Origin of the sequence: Streptomyces gossypii (genome assembly GCF_025165795.1) — a bacterium.
GTDB classification, from domain to species: domain Bacteria; phylum Actinomycetota; class Actinomycetes; order Streptomycetales; family Streptomycetaceae; genus Streptomyces; species Streptomyces gossypii.
Genome location: NZ_JAJAGO010000011.1, coordinates 39,329 through 54,853, shown reverse-complemented (window position 1 = coordinate 54,853; position 15,525 = coordinate 39,329). Strand labels below are relative to the sequence as shown.

The window sequence follows — 15,525 nt, the reverse complement described above, 5'->3', positions numbered from 1 at the left end:
TGCGGGCCGACGGGGAAGGAACAGAGGCGAACGCGAGGGGGATGCCGGTGAAGGGGACTGAGGTAGCGGTGAGGGCAATCGAATCCGTACTCGTCGCGAATCGGGGCGAGATCGCGTGCCGAGTCTTCCGCAGCTGCCGGGAGCTGGGCATCGCCACCCTCGCCGTCCACTCCGACGAGGACGCGACCGCCCCGCATGTGCGGGAGGCCGACGCATCCGTCCGGCTGCCCGGCAGCGCGGCGGCGGACACCTATCTGCGCGGCGACCTGATCATCAAGGCGGCCCTGGCCACGGGCGCGGACGCCGTCCACCCCGGCTACGGATTCCTCTCCGAGAACGCCGGCTTCGCCCGTGCCGTCCAGGACGCGGGCCTGGTGTGGATCGGGCCGCCGCCGGAGGCGGTCGACGCGATGGCGTCCAAGACCCACGCCAAGGAGCTGATGGCCAAAGCTGGCGTCCCGCTGCTGGAGTCCGTGGCCGCGACTCAGGCGCGCGAGGAGCAACTGCCGCTGCTGGTCAAGGCGGCGGCGGGCGGCGGCGGACGCGGCATGCGCGTCGTACGTGAACTCGCCGCGCTGCCGGGCCAGATCGAGGCGGCGCGGGCCGAGGCCGCCGCCGCCTTCGGAGACGGCGAGGTCTTCGTGGAGCCGTACGTCGAACGCGGGCGCCACATCGAGGTGCAGGTGCTCGCCGACGCGCACGGCACCGTCTGGACGCTCGGGACGAGGGACTGCTCGCTGCAACGGCGCCACCAGAAGGTCATCGAGGAGGCGCCCGCGCCGGGGCTGGACGAGGCGCTGCGCGCCGAACTCTGCGGGGCGGCCGAGCGGGCCGCACGCGCGGTCGGCTACCGGGGCGCGGGCACGGTCGAGTTCCTTGTCGACGGGCGCGGCCGGGCGTACTTCCTGGAGATGAACACCCGTCTCCAGGTGGAGCATCCGGTCACGGAGCGCGTGTACGGGCTGGACTTGGTGGCGCTCCAGATCCGCGTCGCGGAGGGTGAGCCGCTTCCGGCGGCCGAACCGCCGCTGCCGCGTGGCCACGCGGTCGAGGCCCGCCTCTGCGCGGAGGACCCGGCGCGCGACTGGCGGCCGCAGACGGGTGTGCTGCACCGGCTGGAGGTGGGCCCCGACGCCCCCGGCGTGCGGGTGGATTCCGGAGTGGCGGACGGCGACATGATCTCCGTCCACTACGATCCGCTGCTCGCCAAGGTCATCACCTGGGCGCCCACCCGGCGGGAGGCCGTACGGGCGCTCGCCCGCGCGCTGGAACGGGCCCGCATCCACGGGCCGGTCACCAACCGCGAGCTGCTCGTACGCTCCCTGCGGCACCCGGAGTTCGGCGACGCCCAGCCGGACACGGGGTTCTTCGACCGGCACCTCGCCGCGCTGACTGCCCCGGCCCAGGTGCCGTCGCCCCCGTCCGTGCCCGAGGGCACCGCGACCGCCCGGCCGCAGGCCCTCGCCGCGCTCGCGGCCGCGCTCGCCGACGCGGCGGCGCGGCGGGCGGCACCGACCGTGGCCGCACGCCTCGGCGGGTGGCGGAACGTACCCTCCCGGCCGCAGCGCAAGAGCTACCGTGCCGAACCCGACGGCGGGGAGTACGAGATCGCCTACCGGCTCACCCGGGACGGGCTCGCCGCAGAGGACTTCGCCGGCGTGCGGCTGCTGGCCGCCACCGAGAGGGCCGTTGTGCTGGAAGCCGACGGGGTGCGCCGGGAGTTCGAGATCAGTGCGTACGGCGCCGGGCCCGCCGCAGCGGGTGACGCCGCCGTGCGGGTGTGGGTGGACTCCTCCCTCGGCGCGTACGCCTTCACCGCCCTGCCCCGCTTCGCGGACCCGCAGGCCCGCACCGAACCCGGCTCACTGCTGGCCCAGATGCCCGGCACGGTCGTACGGATAGCGGAGGGGCTGGCCACGGGCGACCGCGTCGCGGCCGGGCAGCCACTGCTGTGGCTGGAGGCGATGAAGATGGAGCACCGTTTCACGGCCCCCGCCGCCGGGGTCCTGCATGCGCTGCACGCCGAGGTCGGGCAGCAGGTCGAGGTGGGCGCGGTCCTGGCGGTCGTCGTCTCCGACCAGGAGACGGCGGCAACCGGCCCCTGACGAGCGCAGCCCCGCACAGCTCGGGCAAGCGCAGAACGGCAAGCGCAGAACGGCACCGCACAGCACCGCACGGCTCTTCCCGCTTCGCACCGAAAGGGATCCGATGACCGACAGCACCCCCGCCGCCCCCTCCTCTCCCGCCCTGCTGGAGACCGACGAGCACCGCGCCCTGCGCGCCGCCGTGCGGTCGCTGGGCAGCCGCTACGGCCGCAGGTACTTCACGGACGTCGTCGACGCCGGAGGCCACACTGACGAGTTGTGGGCCGACGCGGCCAAGGCCGGTTACCTGGGCGTCAATCTGCCGGAGGAGTACGGCGGAGGTGGCGGCGGTATCGCCGAGCTGTCCATCGTGCTGGAGGAACTGGGCGTCGCAGGATGCCCGTTGCTGATGCTGGTGGTCTCGCCCGCGATCTGCGGCACCGTCATCGCCCGCTTCGGCACCGAGGAGCAGAAGCGCGAATGGCTGCCCGGTCTCGCCGACGGCAGCCGCAAGATGGCCTTCGGCATCACCGAGCCGGACGCTGGTTCCAACTCGCACCGGATCACCACCACCGCCCGCCGCGACGGCACGGACTGGGTGCTCACCGGACGCAAGGTCTTCGTCTCGGGTGTCGACATCGCCCAGGCCACCCTCATCGTGGGTCGCACCGAGGATGCGCGGACCGGCAAGCTGAAGCCCTGCCTCTTCATCGTCCCGCGGGACGCGCCCGGCTTCGGCCGCAGCCAGATCGACATGGAACTGGCAGCCCCGGAGAAGCAGTTCGAGCTGGTACTGGACGACGTACGGCTGCCCGCCGAAGCGCTGGTCGGCGACGAGGACGCGGGCCTGCTCCAGCTCTTCGCCGGGCTCAACCCCGAGCGCATCATGACCGCGGCCTTCGCCCTCGGCATGGCCCGCTACGCACTGGCGCAGGCGGTCGACTACGCCCGGACGCGCCAGGTCTGGAAGCAGCCGATCGGCGCGCACCAGGCGATTGCGCATCCGCTCGCGCAAGCACACATTGATATCGAGCTGGCCCGTCTGATGACCCAGAGGGCGGCCCATCTCTATGACGCGGGCGATGACATGGGCGCGGGAGAGGCGGCGAACATGGCCAAGTACGCGGCGGGCGAAGCCGCCGTGCGGGCCGTCGACCAGGCGGTGCACACGCTGGGCGGCAACGGCCTCACCCGGGAGTACGGTCTCGCCTCCATGGTGACGGCGGCCCGCGTCGCCCGTATCGCCCCCGTCAGCCGGGAGATGATCCTCAACTACGTCTCCCACCAGAGCCTGGGGCTGCCCAAGTCCTACTGAGCAGCCTTGTCGGTGCCGAGCCGGTCCCGACCGCCCACTCCGATCCCGACCGCCCAGCTCCGATCCCGAGCCGCTCCCGAAGGGGACCGTCATGGTGTTCCGCAGCGAGTACGCCGATGTCCCGCTCGTCGACCTGCCCATCCACGAGGCCGTGCTGGGCCGTTCCGTCGCCGAGCACGGCGACCGCAGCGCCCTGATCGACGCGGTGGACGGTACGACCCTCAGCTACGCGCAACTCGACGGCCTCACCCGCCGCATCGCGGCCGGACTCTCGGACGCCGGGGTACACAAGGGGGACGTACTCGCACTGCACAGCCCCAACACCCTGCTCTATCCCGCCGTGTTCTACGCGGCCAGCCTGGCCGGGGCGGCGGTGACCACCGTGCACCCGCAGGCGACGCCCGGGGAGTTCGCCCGGCAGTTGCACGACTCGGAGGCCCGCTGGATCGTCACTGTGTCGCCGCTGCTGGAGGTCGCCCGCGCGGCGGCGGAGCGCACCGGCGGCGTCAGTGAGATCTTCGTCTGCGACCAGGCGGTGGGGCACCGCTCCGTCCTCGACATGCCGGGCACCGTCTCCCCGGCCGTGGCCGGGGCACCGGCGGTCGCCGGTCCCGTCATCGATCCGGCGACGGACCTGGCCGTGCTGCCGTACTCCTCGGGCACCACGGCGTCCCCCAAGGGCGTCATGCTCACCCACCGCAACATCGCCACCAACCTGGCGCAGCTCCACGCGCTGATGCCCAGTGGCCCCGGTGAACGGGTGCTGGCGGTACTGCCCTTCTTCCACATCTACGGGCTGACCGCGCTGATGAACGCGCCGTTGCGCACCGGCGCCACCGTGATCGTGCTGCCGCGCTTCGAACTGGAGCAGTTCCTCGGCGCCGTCCAGGAGTACCGGGTGACCGCGCTCTACGTCGCCCCGCCCATCGTCCTGGCCCTCGCCAAGCACCCGGCGGTCGACGCGTACGACCTGTCGTCCGTCGAGTACGTGGTGAGCGCCGCAGCCCCGCTGGACGCCGAACTGGGCGCCGTCTGTGCACGACGGCTCGGGCTGCCGACGGTGATGCAGGCGTACGGGATGACCGAACTGTCGCCCGGCACTCATGTCGTGCCACGTGCCGCCATGGACCCGCCGCCTGGGACCGTCGGCAAACTGATGCCCGGCACCGAGATGCGGATCGTCGGACTGGACGGCTCCGGGGAGGATCTGGCGGCAGGCGAGGCGGGCGAGATCTGGATACGCGGGCCGCAGGTGATGAAGGGTTATCTGGGGCGCCAGGGCGAGACCGACGCGATGATCGACCGCGAGGGCTGGCTGCGCACCGGGGACGTGGGACGCGTCGACGCGGAGGGCTGGCTGTTCGTCGTCGACCGGTTGAAGGAACTGATCAAGTACAAGGGTTACCAGGTCGCGCCCGCCGACCTGGAGGCCGTGCTGCTGGGCCACCAGGCGATCGCGGACGCGGCGGTCATCGGAGTCGGGGACGAGGACGGCAACGAGGTGCCCAAGGCGTTCGTCGTACTGCGGCAGGGCGAACAGCTCACGGCGGAAGAGGTGATGGCCTACGTCGCGGAGCGGGTCGCCCCGTACAAGAAGGTGCGGCGGGTGGAGTTCGTGATCGCGGTGCCGCGGGCGGTCAGCGGCAAGATTCTGCGACGGCACCTGCGGGCGAAGGAGAGCCACTCATGACCGGCGGACACCAACTGGTGCGGAGTACGTACGAGCGCGGGGTTCGCACCCTCACCCTCGACTCGCCGCACAACCGCAACGCGCTGTCGCGTCGCCTCGTCACGGAGCTGTACGCCGGACTGGAGTCGGCGGCGGCGGACGAGACGACTCGGGCGGTGCTGCTCACCCACACGGGCGGCACTTTCTGCGCGGGCGCGGACCTGAGCGAGGCGGTGACCGGCACCTCCTCCGGCGAGCCCTCGGGCACCTCCTCCGGCACCTCCTCCGGCGAGCCGGGCTCCCCGCGCGACGCCGCCGCCCAGGCGCTGGCCCGTCTGCTGCGCACCGTCGTCGCCTTCCCCAAGCCCGTCGTCGCCCGCGTCACCGGACATGTCCGGGCGGGCGGCACCGGTCTGCTCGGCGCCTGCGACATCTCCGTCGCGTCACCAGCCGCGTCCTTCGCCTTCACCGAGGCACGCATCGGCGTCGCCCCCGCCGTCATCTCGATGCCGCTGCTGCCCCGGCTGGATCCGCGTGCCGTGGGGCGCTACTTCCTCACCGGCGAGCGCTTCGACGCCGCCGAGGCGGCTCGTATCGGACTCGTCACCCTGGCCGCGCCGGACCCGGACGCGGCGCTGGCCCCCATCCTCGACGGGCTGCGGCGCGGTTCCCCGCAGGGGCTGGCCGAGTCGAAACGGCTGGCCGCGGCCGAGGTGCTGCGCGCCTTCGACCGGGACACCGATAGCCTCGCAGAGCTCTCAGCACGCCTGTTCGCTTCCGAAGAGGCCCGCGAGGGCATGACCGCCTTCCTCGAACGACGGGATCCGGGATGGGTGCGCTGACTGAGAAGCTGTTGTCCTGCCCCGGCGGGGATCAGGCCGAGGGGCCTGGTGCCGCCGGATCCGAGGCGGAGGAGGGAGTCGACGCGGAGCGTCGGCGACCGACGACAACGCAGGAGGCGGCGGTGCCCGGGCACTCGGCCCCCGACCGGGGCAGGACAACAGCTTCTGAGCGCGGCACGGCCCCCAAACAGGACCGCAGCCGCGCCACCCGGCAGCGGCTGCTGGAGTCGGCCGTCACCTGCCTCGCCGAGCGCGGCTGGTCGGGCAGTACGGTCACGCTCGTCGCGGAGCACGCCGGCGTCTCCCGTGGCGCCGCGCAGCACCACTTCCCCACCCGCGAGGACCTTTTCACGGCGGCCGTCGAGTATGTCGCGGAGCAGCGTTCGGCGGTGCTGCGCGACCTGCCCGCCCCGGCCACCACCGAGGCGGCCGTCGAGATGATCGTCGACCTCTACACCGGGCCGCTCTTCCGCGCCGCGCTGCACCTGTGGGTCGCCGCCTCGAACGAGCCGCAGCTCGGCCCGCGCGTCGCCGCCCTGGAGGCACGGATCGGACGCGAGACCCACCGGATGGCCCTCGCCCTGCTCGGCGCCGACGAGCGGACACCGGGTGTACGGGAAACGGTGCAGGGCCTGCTGGACATGGCCCGCGGCCTCGGCCTGGCCAACCTCCTCCGCGACGACACCCCCCGCCGCAACCGCGTGGTGGCGCAGTGGGCCTCCCTCATCGCCGACACGTTGCGCTGACAGGTGCTGACAGGTTGCGCTGACACGCCGGGGAGACCGGTCGGCGGGGTCAGTAGTGGTGGCCGCGGGAGGGGTGTGTCGGAAGGCCCAGACCGGTGAGCCACAGGGCGCCGTGGTCACCCGCGTTGATGTGATGGGCCCGCAGTTCGTCGGGACAGGTGGCCCCCCGGGCACGGCACTCGGTGATGGCGAGCTCAGCGATCTGCCGGGGCCCGTCCGGATCGCTCTCCGGCGAATCGGTACACCACCACTGGCGTTCAGCAAGGGTGCGCCAGCCGCGCTCACGCATCTGAGCCTGTCGCTCCTCGGTCTGTTCGGCACCCCGGTCGTGGATACGGACGGCGAGTTCGCGGCCGCGGTGGGCGGGGGTGTACGACACGATCATGCGGCGGCCCCAGTCGCGGGCAGTCCACAGATCGAAACCGATCCAGTCACCCGGGGCCTGGACGGGATACTGCTCCACCCACGCGGCGAGCATGAGCTCCAGCCCCGTGGTCGCATGGTCCCAGCCGCTGGCGACCGCTACCCCGTTGTACGTATGCAACGGGGCGTCTCCGGGGCCTCCGCGGTCGAGCTGCCAGGTGTAGGGAAACGTGTCGAAGCCGTGCGGCCTTCCGCGTCTTCCGATGTCGGCGCCGTCGAAGTCCCACCATTCGGCACGTGCGAACTTGCGGGCGTCGTGCCCCGACAGTCTGGTGGCGGTGTGGTCACCGGACAGCAGCAGGATTCGTTCACGGCTGCACCAGCGCACGCTCGGTCCTCGGACGGCGCCGCCGAGCAGGGTGGGAGCGCCCACCCGCGCCACGATCGCCTCGTAGACCGGGCGCAGTGCCTCGCGGCGGGCGAGGCGATCCGCTCCGGCGGGGTAGGTCAGGACGGGCAGTGGGTCCGGGCCGACGCCGCCGGAGGGTGCGAGGAGCGCTTCGGCCGTGTCCGCGGCCCGAGCCGCGTGGTCACCTGTGCTGGGCATGCGGGTCATCCTTACAGGCCCGCATCTCGTGTGCGGATGCGGCCATCAGGTGGCCGCACCCGCACACGAGATGCGGGCCCCGCCTCGCCCCGCGGGTCAGCGCGCGATGTCGGCGTGGCCCTCGATGTCGCGGGGGCTGCGCGTGCTCGGGCCCACGTAGCGGGCGGAGGGGCGGACCAGCCGTCCCGTCCGCTTCTGCTCCAGGATGTGCGCCGACCAGCCCGCCGTGCGCGCGCAGGTGAACATCGACGTGAACATGTGCGCCGGGACCTCGGCGAAGTCGAGCACGATGGCCGCCCAGAACTCCACGTTCGTGGCCAGCACCCGGTCCGGGCGCCGGTTGTGGAGTTCCTCCAGCGCCGCGTTCTCCAGCGCCTCCGCGACCTCGAAGCGCGGCGCGTCCAGCTCCTTGGCCGTACGGCGCAGCACCCGTGCCCGCGGGTCCTCCGCGCGGTAGACGCGGTGTCCGAAGCCCATCAGCCGGCCGCCCTGGTCCAGCTGCCGGGTGACGAACCCCTTGGCGTCGCCCGTGCGTTCGATCTCCTCGATCATTCCGAGGACCCGCGAAGGCGCCCCGCCGTGCAGCGGCCCCGACATCGCGCCGACCGCGCCGGAGAGCGAGGCGGCGACATCCGCGCCCGTGGAGGCGATGACCCGTGCGGTGAAGGTGGAGGCGTTCATGCCGTGCTCCGCCGCCGAGGTCCAGTAGGCGTCCACCGCGGCGACATGCTTGGGGTCCGGATCGCCGCGCCAGCGCCGCATGAAGCGCTCGACGATGGTCTCCGCCTTGTCGATCTCCCGCTGGGGCACCATCGGCACGCCCTGCCCGCGCGCCGACTGCGCGACATAGGAGAGGGCCATCACGGCGGCACGGGCCAGGTCGTCGCGCGCCTCCTCCTCGTCGATGTCGAGAAGCGGCTTCAGGCCCCACACCGGTGCGAGCATCGCCAGCGCGGACTGCACGTCCACCCGGATGTCGCCGGAGTGGACGGGGATGGGGAAGGGCTCGGCGGGCGGCAGTCCCGGGTGGAACCCGCCGTCCACCAGCAGGCCCCACACGTGCCCGAAGGAGACATGGCCGACGAGATCCTCGATGTCCACGCCTCGGTAGCGGAGCGCGCCGCCTTCCTTGTCGGGTTCGGCGATCTCCGTTTCGAACGCGACGATTCCCTCGAGTCCGGGTACGAAATCGGACATCAGGCGGCTCCCTCGTGATGGTGCCGGCAGGTGCTGCCGGCAGGTCGACGGACTGGTGACCAGGGTCAGGTCAGATCCAGGTGTTTCCGGGAGGTGCCGGAACGGTTCCGCTGCCGTTGCCCGGCGGTGCGGTACGTGTCCGATGGCGGACTGATTCCGGTACCCGTGGTGATGCCCCGTACGGATGGTGGTCACCCGGCTCCGGCCGGACGGACACGATAGCGCGCGATTTATGGAGGCCACAGCGGTGTGGAAGTGATTTTGGCGGGTTCGCCACATGCGCACTGCCCGTGACATGAGGCACAGCCCGTGATCCTCCCGCGCGAGGTGTACGAGGAGCGAAGACCGGGCAGACTGACACACCATCGGTCTGGGGATGCGACAAGATATGCGCGTGCCCCACGCCGATGACGCCCAAGCCCACGCCCGCGCCCACGCGGGTACCCCGAACCTCGACCCCGCCGCCATGCGTGCCCGGTACCGGGCCGCAGGTCTCAGTGAGAGCGCGCTCGCCCCCGAACCGTACGGCCAGTTCACCCGCTGGTTCGAGGACGCGGCGGCGAGCGGTCTGCACGAGCCGAACGCCATGGTCCTCTCCACCGCCGACGCCGACGGGCGGCCCAGCTCCCGTACGGTCCTGCTCAAGCAGTACGACGAGGGCGGCTTCGTCTTCTTCACGAACTACGGCTCCCGCAAGGGCACCGAGATCGCCGCCAATCCGCACGTCTCGCTGCTCTTCCCCTGGCACGGCATCGCCCGCCAAGTGATCGTCTCCGGCCGGGCCGCGCGCATCGGCCGCGACGAGACCGCCGCCTACTTCCGCACCCGTCCGCACGGCTCCCAGCTCGGGGCCTGGGCCAGCGAGCAGTCCTCACGGGTGGCCACCCGCGAGGAACTGGACCGGATGTACGAGGAGCTGGCCGTCCGCTACCCGGAGGGGGCGGACATCCCGGCCCCGCCGCAGTGGGGCGGCTTCCGGGTCGTCGCCGAGGCGGTGGAGTTCTGGCAGGGGCGCGAGAACCGGCTCCACGACCGGCTCCGCTTCGTCCACGCCGACGGCGACTGGACGGTGGAGCGGCTCTGCCCGTGACCTGCGCGGTGACGTGACCCGCGGTGGCCGGCCGGGGCGGCCGAATGAGTACGCGTACTCAGGCGCACGCCCCGGCCAGTGGCCAGACTGGGGATACAGGTCGCCAACCGAACGGACAGATCATGGCCTTCCTCCAGCGCATGAGCCGCAACGCCCGCGTCACCCTCGGAAACGCCTGCTCGCTCGTCTACCTCGGGCTGGTCGCGGCGGCGATGGTGTTCGCGGCTGTGGACACAGCGTTCGTGGACCACGCCGACGCGTCCCTGTCCGGGGTGTGGATGCTCCTGCTGACCCTGCCCACGGTCCTCGTCGCGCTCGGCGCCGATTTCGACGGCCCGCTCATCTTCGGCTGGGTCGCCGCCGCCGCCCTCTTCCAGGCGGGGCTGATAGGCCTGTTCGTATGGTCCCTGCGCCGCGCGGGGAGCTCACGGACACCGCGGTCCTCCGGCACACCCGCCTCGTCTGCCTCATAGCCCCCGCAGGACTCACAGTCCGTGCGGTCCCGGAGCTGAATGCGGACAGCAGACGGCCCGCGGACTGCTCCCCACCGCCGAAGCGGAAGGGCGCCGGTCGGACGAGTCCGACGAGCCCGCGGGCCGGGTGACTGCTGGGATTGGCCGGCAGAGCCGGCGTCACGCGTGACGACGGCCCTAGGCCGCAATCACCTCACGCGTCCGGTTATTCATCATCTGGCCGAACCACCTCCCTTCTCGTGTACTTCGCACGTTAGGCATCCCGCGAACCACTCGCAAGCGAATTTCAGGGCGGCAACGATTTGCGCAAAGCCCGTGTGCCCTGAGTCACGTTCGAGTTGAATGATCGGTGCGTGCCGCAGAGTCGCAGCAACCGCGTCCAGCTGGGGGTGCCAGGTGACTGCTCAGTCAGAGACCCACTCCGAACACTCAGCCTCCGGCGACGGAGGCAGCGCCGCCACGGGCGGAGGAGGAGGCGGGGCAGACGACGAACTGCTGCTCGCCGCCCTGCTCGACGGCATGGACGCGGCACTGTGCGCGTTCGATGCCGAGGGCGTCGTCACCCACTGGAACCGTGAGGCCGAACGCATCCTCGGCTGGACTCCGGACGAGGCGGTCGGCCGCCACGGGCTGGCCGGCTGGGCGGTGCTCAAGGCCGACGCCCCGGACATCGAGGCCCGGCTGCTGGGCGCCAGGGACACGCCGGGGCGGCAGGTGCACGAGTTCGCGCTGATGACGAAGGACGGCCGCAGGGTACTCGTGCGCACGCAGTCCTCCGGCGTGAGCGGGGCGGACGGCCGCCCCACCGGGGTGTACTGCGCCTTCAGCGAGGTGCACGCACAGATCGACCTGGAACGGTCCATCGCCCTGAGCGAAGCGCTGCTGGAGGACGCCTCCTGGGGCGTGGTGATCGTCGACGCGGATCTGCGTCCGGCCGTCGTCAACGCGCACGCGGCGCGGGCGCTGGGCGTCTCCCGCTCCGCGCTGCTGGGCCGCCCGCTGGGCGAACTGCTGGAGCAGGGGCTCGAAGAGCTGGAGGGCGCCTTCCAGCACGTACTGGCGCAGGGTGCGCCGCCCGCGCCCTGCGAGATCTGGGTGGCCCTGCGCTCCAGCCCTTCGGGCGACGGGCGGATGGGCGAGGCGCGGATCAGTGACGCACGGATCAGCGACGCGAGGGGGCCGAACGGGGACGCGGCCACCCGCCGCTGCTGGCGCAGCGGCTTCCTGCGGCTGTCGTCCCCGTTGGCCGAGGAGCCCGTGCCGCTGGGTGTGGCCTGGCTCTTCCAGGACATCACGCACACCAAGCGCGCCGAGCGTGACGCCTCACGGACGCGCTTCCGCGACGCCCAACTCCACCGGGCCGGGCGGGCCGCCGCCGAATGCGAGGACGCGATGGAGGCCGCCGCCCTCCACCTGGACTTCGCGCTGGCGGGATTCGCCGACCACGCGCTGCTCGACCTCGAGGCCTCGGTGATGGCCGCCGCTCCGTCCGCCGCCGCCCAGCCCGCCGTGCCTTCGCCCGGCCGGCTGATGGCGCCGACCCGGCTCGTACGGGCCGCGGCGGCCCCGGTCTCGGCGCCGGGCCACTGGCCGCCGGTCGAGCCGGGCCTGCGCAGCGGCATCCCGGTGGGCTACGGCGCCGGTCACCCCGCGGTGCAGGCGTACGAGCGCGGCGGCTCGGTCCGTACGAGTGTGGGCGGGGTCAGCGCGTCGGTGAGCGAGGCGAACCTGACCGCGGACTGGGCGGAGTCCCGCAAGTGGCCCCACGACACGGTGCACGGCCTGTGCGCGGTGCTGCGCAGCCGGGGCCGGACGCTCGGGGTCGCGACCTTCCTGCGCGGCGCCGGACGCCGCGGCTTCGACCGCTCGGACGCGGCCTATGCCGAGGACATCGCCGTCCGCCTCGCGACGCTGGTCGACCTGGCCCGGTCACAGCCCTAGTCGCGGTAGAAGATGCGGTCCGCGTACTCCGCCATGACGCGGTCGTTCCAGTCCAGGCCGCCCTCCACGTTGGCGGAGCGCAGCAGTGGCGGGGCGATGCCGCGCTCCGCGAGCCCGCCCGCCGCGGTGGCGACCACGGCCTGGAGGAGGGCGCTGGTGACCACCGTCGAGGCCGGGGCGAAGGGCGCGGGGATGCCGGGGGCGGTCAGCTCCGAGTCGCCGACCGCGATGTGGTTGTCGAGGACGATGTCGCAGTGGTCCTTGAGGAAGGTGCCGCTGGAGTGCCGGGAGGCGGTGCTGCGGGTGTAGGCGACCGAGGTGAGGCCGATCACCCGCAGGCCCCGCGACCGCGCGTGCATCGCCATCTCCACGGGAAGGGTGTTGCGCCCGGAGAGGGAGATGACGATCAGCAGGTCGCCGGACTCGGCCCGGCTCGCGTCCAGCACGGTGGCCGCCAGGCCGCCGACGTGCTCCAGGGCGCTGCTGAGGGTGGCGGGCCTGGTGGCGACACCGACGACCCCCGGCACGACGAGCAGGTTGATCACGGCGAGGCCGCCCGCGCGGTAGACGACGTCCTGCGCGGGGAGCGCGGAGTGGCCCGCGCCGTAGGCGAAGACGCGGCCGCCGTCGGCGACCGTGTCGGCGATCAGGGCTCCCGCGGCGGTGATCTGTGCGGATTCCGTGTCTCTGACCCGCTGGAGCAGGCTGATGGACGCGTCGAAGAAGTCCGATGCCAACTTGTTTTCGCTCATCCCGCGCGGCTCCCTGGTTGCCCTCGGGGCCGCTGCCCGGCCTCCGCCGCGATCACGGTGAGGTCTGGACCACTCCCCTGTCAATACGGCAACCCGTCCGGAACGGCCCGGTTGTCGGTGGGATGCGTCAGAATTGGTCCAGGGCCGTCGCACCAACCGATGAGGGGCACGCATGTCCGGATTGATCGATACTACGGAGATGTATCTCCGCACCATCCTGGAGCTGGAAGAGGAGGGCGTGGTGCCGATGCGTGCGCGCATCGCCGAGCGCCTCGACCAGAGCGGCCCGACAGTGAGTCAGACGGTCGCGCGGATGGAGCGGGACGGGCTGGTCCAGGTCGCCGGGGACCGGCATCTGGAGCTGACCGACGAGGGGCGCAGGCTGGCGACGCGCGTGATGCGTAAGCACCGGCTCGCGGAGTGCCTGCTGGTCGACGTGATCGGGCTGGAGTGGGAGCAGGTGCATGCGGAGGCGTGCCGCTGGGAGCATGTGATGAGTGAGGCGGTCGAGCGCCGCGTCCTCGAGCTGCTTCGCCACCCGAGCGAGTCGCCGTACGGCAACCCGATTCCCGGCCTGGAAGAGCTGGGCGAGACGGCCGAGGCCGATCCCTTCCTGGACGCGGGGATGGTCAGCCTCTCCGAGCTGCGGCCGGGTGTGGACGGCAAGACGGTGGTCGTGCGCCGGATCGGGGAGCCTATCCAGGCCGATTCCCAGCTGATGTACACGCTGCGGCGGGCGGGCGTGCAGCCCGGTGCCGTGGTCAGCGTGACTGCCGGGGCGGGCGGTGGAGTCCAGGTGGGCAGCAGCGGTGAGGCTGCCGAGCTGGAGTCGGGTGTCGCGGCGCACGTCTTCGTCGCCAAACGCTGACCGGGCACGGGGCGCAGGGGCCGCGGGCGTGCGGCGCAGGGGCTCGCGGCGTACCGGACGGGGCAGGTCAGGGCGGGTCGTGGAAGATCCGTTCGAAGATTCGTTTCGGTAGTCCGTGCGGGCGAGGAAGACACCTGTCCGGTCGTCTTCTTCCCAACTGGTCTGACGCGTACCTATGTTGCCGGAATGCGAGCGGTCGTGACTGCGTCGTGTCACGCTGTCGCTACTCATTGACGGGCAGGGCGGAAGGGGAGCCGTCGGATGGCGTGGGAGGGAAGGCGCGGGGCCGGCAGCGGGCGGACCGAGAGGTGTGGGCTCGGTGGTCGGCGGCGGCCCCGGGGTGCGCGGCGGAGAGGCGGGCGGCTGTCAGGAAGACGGGGCTCGCGCGCCGTTGGCTGTCGCAGCCCCGTCTCCCCGTTTCCCCCGGCGCCGACCCGGAGCCCCGAGCTCCCAGGGTCGGCCGCCCTCCCGGTAGCTGTCTCCCCTGGGCGGTGGCGATCAATCCTTCGGTGAGGTCACTCGAACGAGCGGCTTTGGCCGGAAGTGCGATCTGTTCGAATAGAGGTTCGATAGCGTGCGCAGCGGTCAGCCAGATGCGCGGCAATCAGACGGAATGGGGGTGCCAGGACGCATGGTGCGACGTATCGACGTGACGGGACCGGAGGGGATCCGGCTCGCCGCGTGGGAGTTCGGCGACCCGCCGAAAGGTGACCACGGGGTGGGTCACGCCGGTCACCCGGATCACCGCTCCGGCGGCGCGGCTGGTGCGACGGGACGACAGCGCAAGCCGTCCGGGGTGCTGTTACTGCATGGACTGATGGGCCGGGCCGCGCACTGGGCCGACACGGCCCGCTGGCTCTCCGCGCGCTACCGCGCCATCGGCCTCGACCAGCGCGGTCACGGGCGCAGCGACAAGCCCGACGACGCCAGCTACGACCGTGACGCGTATGTCGACGACGCGGAGGCCGCGATCGAGCAGCTGGATCTCGCGCCGGTGGCGCTGATCGGCCACTCCATGGGCGCGCTGACCGCGTGGCAGCTGGCGGCCAAGCGGCCCGACCTCGTCCAGGCGCTCGTCATCTGCGACATGCGGGCCTCGGCCCTCGGCGAGCAGTCGCAGCGCGAATGGGAGGGATGGTACGAGTCGTGGCCGGTGCCGTTCGCGACCCTCGCGGACGTACGCAAGTGGTTCGGTGAGGACGATCCGAAGCTGGAGCGCCCACGGGTTTCCCGTGGGGAGTTCTTCGCGGAGGTGATGTCCGAGCAGGAGGACGGCTGGAGACCGGTCTTCTCGACGGACCAGATGCTGCGGGCCCGCGAGACCTGGGTGCACGACGCGCACTGGGACGAACTGGCGCAGGTCCAGTGCCCCACGCTCGTTGTGCGCGGCATCGACGGCGAACTCGGCCGGGCCGAGGCGCAGGAGATGGTGCGGGTGCTGCCCCGCGGCATCTACGCCGAGGTGCCGGACGCGGGCCATCTCGTCCACTACGACCACCCGGACGGCTGGCGCCGCGTTGTCGAGCCCTTCCTCCAGGCGACCCTCCCACCCAACGCGTAGCCCGCCTGCGGCGGGAG

The 15,525-nt window shown here is 72.2% G+C and carries 13 protein-coding genes; 10 read left to right on the top strand and 3 right to left on the bottom strand.

Annotation, left to right across the window (positions count from 1 at the left end; translation table 11 throughout):
* Positions 1–68: 68 nt before the first annotated feature.
* The 5 genes from LHJ74_RS22725 to LHJ74_RS22705 all read left to right on the top strand — a co-directional run bounded on the left by LHJ74_RS22725 (position 69) and on the right by LHJ74_RS22705 (position 6,656).
* On the top strand, positions 69–2,105 hold the full coding sequence (locus tag LHJ74_RS22725) for an acetyl/propionyl/methylcrotonyl-CoA carboxylase subunit alpha (protein ID WP_260220009.1): 2,037 nt from the start codon (positions 69–71) through the stop codon (positions 2,103–2,105).
* 103 nt (positions 2,106–2,208) lie between these two features.
* The gene (locus LHJ74_RS22720; protein ID WP_260220008.1) at positions 2,209–3,399 is read left to right on the top strand and encodes an acyl-CoA dehydrogenase family protein; all 1,191 of its coding nucleotides are present in this window, start codon (positions 2,209–2,211) and stop codon (positions 3,397–3,399) included.
* A gap of 91 nt (positions 3,400–3,490) precedes the next feature.
* Complete coding sequence (locus LHJ74_RS22715; protein WP_260220007.1) at positions 3,491–5,089, top strand: 4-coumarate--CoA ligase family protein; 1,599 nt, start codon at positions 3,491–3,493, stop codon at positions 5,087–5,089.
* Positions 5,086–5,910 carry an enoyl-CoA hydratase family protein gene (locus tag LHJ74_RS22710; RefSeq protein WP_260220006.1) on the top strand — a complete coding sequence of 275 codons (825 nt, stop codon included), beginning with the start codon at positions 5,086–5,088 and terminating at the stop codon, positions 5,908–5,910. The genes LHJ74_RS22715 and LHJ74_RS22710 overlap by 4 nt, the downstream gene beginning before the upstream one ends.
* Positions 5,898–6,656, top strand: a complete 759-nt coding sequence (locus LHJ74_RS22705) for a TetR/AcrR family transcriptional regulator (protein WP_375546812.1) — start codon at positions 5,898–5,900, stop codon at positions 6,654–6,656. Before LHJ74_RS22710 ends, LHJ74_RS22705 begins: the two co-directional genes overlap by 13 nt.
* A gap of 49 nt (positions 6,657–6,705) precedes the next feature.
* Here LHJ74_RS22705 and LHJ74_RS22700 read toward each other — a convergent pair whose 3' ends face one another.
* Both LHJ74_RS22700 and LHJ74_RS22695 read right to left on the bottom strand, forming a co-directional pair.
* Entirely contained in the window at positions 6,706–7,626 is a 921-nt protein-coding gene (locus tag LHJ74_RS22700) for a hypothetical protein (protein WP_260220005.1), read from the bottom strand.
* A gap of 96 nt (positions 7,627–7,722) precedes the next feature.
* Positions 7,723–8,823: a citrate synthase 2 gene (locus tag LHJ74_RS22695; RefSeq protein WP_260220004.1), complete on the bottom strand. Its 1,101-nt coding sequence runs from the start codon at positions 8,821–8,823 to the stop codon at positions 7,723–7,725.
* A gap of 388 nt (positions 8,824–9,211) precedes the next feature.
* Here LHJ74_RS22695 and pdxH point away from each other — a divergent pair, with 388 nt between their 5' ends.
* The 3 genes from pdxH (at position 9,212) to LHJ74_RS22680 (ending at position 12,327) form a co-directional block, all read left to right on the top strand.
* Complete coding sequence (pdxH, locus tag LHJ74_RS22690) at positions 9,212–9,913, top strand: pyridoxamine 5'-phosphate oxidase (protein WP_375546811.1); 702 nt, start codon at positions 9,212–9,214, stop codon at positions 9,911–9,913.
* A gap of 122 nt (positions 9,914–10,035) precedes the next feature.
* On the top strand, positions 10,036–10,386 hold the full coding sequence (locus LHJ74_RS22685; RefSeq protein WP_260220003.1) for an SCO4225 family membrane protein: 351 nt from the start codon (positions 10,036–10,038) through the stop codon (positions 10,384–10,386).
* Between the two features lie 342 nt (positions 10,387–10,728).
* Complete coding sequence (locus LHJ74_RS22680; protein WP_375546810.1) at positions 10,729–12,327, top strand: PAS domain-containing protein; 1,599 nt, start codon at positions 10,729–10,731, stop codon at positions 12,325–12,327.
* Here the strand turns inward: LHJ74_RS22680 and LHJ74_RS22675 are convergent.
* On the bottom strand, positions 12,324–13,079 hold the full coding sequence (locus LHJ74_RS22675; RefSeq protein WP_260220001.1) for an SIS domain-containing protein: 756 nt from the start codon (positions 13,077–13,079) through the stop codon (positions 12,324–12,326). The two genes, LHJ74_RS22680 and LHJ74_RS22675, sit on opposite strands and share 4 nt — an antisense overlap.
* 172 nt (positions 13,080–13,251) lie before the next feature.
* Between LHJ74_RS22675 and LHJ74_RS22670 the strand changes: the two genes are divergently transcribed.
* Together LHJ74_RS22670 and LHJ74_RS22665 are read left to right on the top strand one after the other, a co-directional pair.
* The gene (locus LHJ74_RS22670; protein ID WP_260220000.1) at positions 13,252–13,947 is read left to right on the top strand and encodes an iron-dependent transcriptional repressor DtxR; all 696 of its coding nucleotides are present in this window, start codon (positions 13,252–13,254) and stop codon (positions 13,945–13,947) included.
* 631 nt (positions 13,948–14,578) lie between these two features.
* The gene (locus tag LHJ74_RS22665) at positions 14,579–15,508 is read left to right on the top strand and encodes an alpha/beta fold hydrolase (protein ID WP_260219999.1); all 930 of its coding nucleotides are present in this window, start codon (positions 14,579–14,581) and stop codon (positions 15,506–15,508) included.
* Positions 15,509–15,525 lie beyond the last annotated feature (17 nt).

Bases quoted from the DNA above. Each gene is read 5' to 3' on its own strand.
- LHJ74_RS22675 (WP_260220001.1), bottom strand. From the start codon at position 13,079: ATGAGCGAAAACAAGTTGGCATCGGACTTCTTCGACGCGTCCATCAGC.
- LHJ74_RS22685 (WP_260220003.1), top strand. From the start codon at position 10,036: ATGGCCTTCCTCCAGCGCATGAGCCGCAACGCCCGCGTCACCCTCGGA.
- pdxH (WP_375546811.1), top strand. From the start codon at position 9,212: ATGCGCGTGCCCCACGCCGATGACGCCCAAGCCCACGCCCGCGCCCAC.
- LHJ74_RS22700 (WP_260220005.1), bottom strand. From the start codon at position 7,626: ATGCCCAGCACAGGTGACCACGCGGCTCGGGCCGCGGACACGGCCGAA.
- LHJ74_RS22705 (WP_375546812.1), top strand. From the start codon at position 5,898: ATGGGTGCGCTGACTGAGAAGCTGTTGTCCTGCCCCGGCGGGGATCAG.
- LHJ74_RS22680 (WP_375546810.1), top strand. From the start codon at position 10,729: ATGATCGGTGCGTGCCGCAGAGTCGCAGCAACCGCGTCCAGCTGGGGG.
- LHJ74_RS22665 (WP_260219999.1), top strand. From the start codon at position 14,579: ATGGTGCGACGTATCGACGTGACGGGACCGGAGGGGATCCGGCTCGCC.
- LHJ74_RS22670 (WP_260220000.1), top strand. From the start codon at position 13,252: ATGTCCGGATTGATCGATACTACGGAGATGTATCTCCGCACCATCCTG.
- LHJ74_RS22710 (WP_260220006.1), top strand. From the start codon at position 5,086: ATGACCGGCGGACACCAACTGGTGCGGAGTACGTACGAGCGCGGGGTT.
- LHJ74_RS22720 (WP_260220008.1), top strand. From the start codon at position 2,209: ATGACCGACAGCACCCCCGCCGCCCCCTCCTCTCCCGCCCTGCTGGAG.
- LHJ74_RS22695 (WP_260220004.1), bottom strand. From the start codon at position 8,823: ATGTCCGATTTCGTACCCGGACTCGAGGGAATCGTCGCGTTCGAAACG.
- LHJ74_RS22715 (WP_260220007.1), top strand. From the start codon at position 3,491: ATGGTGTTCCGCAGCGAGTACGCCGATGTCCCGCTCGTCGACCTGCCC.